Here is a 2,464-nt window from a genome sequence, read left to right on the forward strand (position 1 = left end):
CGGCGTGTCCACCCGCGACGCGCCGGCGGCAGCACGGTGCGTCTGGGTTTCGGCTGCCGACTCCGAGGGTTCAGTCGTTCGTGACCACGAGCTTGCCCCGGCTCACCCCGGCGGCGAGGTCGGCGAGGGCCTCGGGCAGACGGTCGAACGGGTACGTCTTCGCGACGACGGGGCGGATCGCGCCGCTGTCGACGAGCGCCGTGATCTCGCGCAGCTGGTCGCCATCCGCACGCATGAAGAGGAACTCGTACCGCACGCCGAGCTTCTTCGCCTGCCGCCTGATCTTGCGGCTGAGCCCTGCGATCGCGAGCCGCACGAGCGCGTTCAACCCCTGGGCACGGGCGAACGCGGGGTCGGGCGGTCCCGATATCCCGACGACCAACCCACCCGGCTTCAGCACCCGCAGCGACTTCTCGAGGTTCTCGCCACCGAGGCTGTCCAACACGAAGTCGTAGCCCGACAGCTCCTCGGCGAAGTCCTGCCGACGGTAGTCGATCACGACGTCGGCGCCGAGCTCACGGACGAAGTCCGCGTTCGCCGCACTGGCCGTCGTGGCGACCGTGGCTCCGAGGTGCGCGGCGAGCTGGATCGCGATGGATCCGACCCCACCGGCGCCGGCGTGGATGAGCACCTTCTGCCCCGCCGTGACCCCGCCGCGCTCGACCAGGGCCTGCCAGGCCGTGAGGGCGACGAGCGGGAGCGACCCGGCCTCGGCCATCGAGAGACCGGCGGGCACGGGGGCGAGATCTTTCTCGGAGACGGCAATCCGCTCGGCGAACGTCCCGATGCGGGCGGCGTCGGGACGGGCGTACACGCGGTCGCCGGGCCGGAATCCGTCGACGAGCCGGCCCACGCGGATCACCGTCCCCGCCACGTCGTTGCCGAGGACCAGGGGCAGGTCGTAGGGCAGGATCTGCGCGAACTCCCCCTGACGGATCTTCTCGTCCAGCTGGTTGAGCCCCGCGGCCTCCACTCGCACGAGAACGTCCCGATCACCCACCTCAGGTTCTGCGTCCTCGCGCTCCTCGAGCGGCTGCTTGTACTTCGTGACGACGAATGCACGCATGCTGGTCGACTCCTCCGACGGTCTCGCGGGTCTCAGGCGCTCGCCCGCAGCTGCGGGTAGACCGCTTCGAGCGGAGCGCTCAGCCCGGCCTTGACCTGCACCGAGATCTCATCCGCGAGCACCTCATACTCGTCGCGCTCGGTCGCGTCCAGCACGGCCCGGACGAGGTCGGCCGGATCGGTCTTGGGGTCGGTGACGTGCTCGGCCATTGCGGTGTCGACGTAGCCGACGTGCACCCCCACGACGTGCACCCCCGCCGGAGCGAGCTCGAGGCGGAGCGAGTTCGTCGCCGACCACAGCGCCGCCTTGGTCGCGCTGTAGATCCCGCCGACGGCGTACCAGGCGAGGGCGGAGTGGATGTCGATGATCGCGGCCCCGGGGCGCCCGGCGAGACGCGGTGCGTAGGCGCGCGCGAGGAAGAGCGGCCCGAGGAAGTTCGTTTCCACGTTCCGACGGATGTCCTCGTCGGAGTGGGTGAGGATCCCCGCGGTCGGCACCGAGGCGCCCGCATTGTTGATCAGCACCGTCACGTCGGGCGCCGCGTCGACGGCGGCGCGGATCGACGCGGCATCCGTCACATCGAGGGCGAGAGGGACGACGCGTTCGTCATCCCAGGTGCGCGGGGTGCGGGCGCTGGCGTAGACCTTGGCGGCTCCGCGTGCGAGCGCCTGGTGGACGAACTGCGTGCCGATGCCTCCGTTCGCTCCGGTGACGAGGACGACGGCTCCGTGGAGTGAAGGCATGGACTGCTCTCTTCTTTGCGACAATGAGGAATAGTTGAGCGTGCGCATAAGCGACTCTCGTCATAACTGAGCGTAATCAGTTTCTATTCCCGGAGGAAGAGTATGTCGACGTCCGCTTCGAACGCCCTCGGTCGTCGCGAGCGCAACAAGCAGCAGAAACTCGAACGGATCACGGCCGCGGCGTCGGAGCTCTTCGCCGAGCACGGCATCGACGATGTCACGACCCAGCAGATCGCCGAGCGAGCCGATGTCGGCACCGGCACCCTGTTCCTCTACGCGAAGACCAAGGGCGAGCTGCTGCTGCTCGTGCAGAACGCGCACTACGCCGTCGCCCTCGAGAAGGGCATCGCGGCGGCCGAAGCGACTCCCGATGCGCGCGCGGCGATCGTCGCACTGCTGCGACCGATCGTCGAGTGCAACCGCGTTCAGGTCGAGAACGGACGCACCTACCTGCGCGAGATGGTGTTCGCCGAACCCTCTGACGGGCACCATGCCGAAGCGCTCCGCATCGTGGGCGAGACCGAGGACGCCGTGGCGTCGATCCTCCGCCGCGACCCGAAGACGAGCGAGGAACGTGCCGCCGCCCTCGCCCGTATCGTGTCCGCCATCATGTTCCTCACCCTGACGGCGAGCACGAACGTCGATCTGACCGTCG

At 69.1% G+C, this 2,464-nt stretch carries 3 protein-coding genes; 1 reads left to right on the forward strand and 2 read right to left on the reverse strand.

All coding sequences use genetic code 11. The features are described from left to right. Nucleotides 1-70: 70 nt before the first annotated feature. Nucleotides 71-1,066, reverse strand: a complete 996-nt coding sequence (locus ACNPM4_RS16335; RefSeq protein WP_448986380.1) for an NADP-dependent oxidoreductase — start codon at nucleotides 1,064-1,066, stop codon at nucleotides 71-73. 32 nt (nucleotides 1,067-1,098) lie between these two features. Continuing rightward, the gene (locus ACNPM4_RS16340) at nucleotides 1,099-1,809 is read right to left on the reverse strand and encodes an SDR family oxidoreductase (RefSeq protein ID WP_448986381.1); all 711 of its coding nucleotides are present in this window, start codon (nucleotides 1,807-1,809) and stop codon (nucleotides 1,099-1,101) included. 102 nt (nucleotides 1,810-1,911) lie between these two features. Between ACNPM4_RS16340 and ACNPM4_RS16345 the strand changes: the two genes are divergently transcribed. Then, nucleotides 1,912-2,464: TetR/AcrR family transcriptional regulator (locus ACNPM4_RS16345; protein WP_448986382.1), on the forward strand; the 553-nt coding region annotated here is incomplete at its 3' end.

Source organism: Microbacterium umsixpiens, from assembly GCF_053543675.1.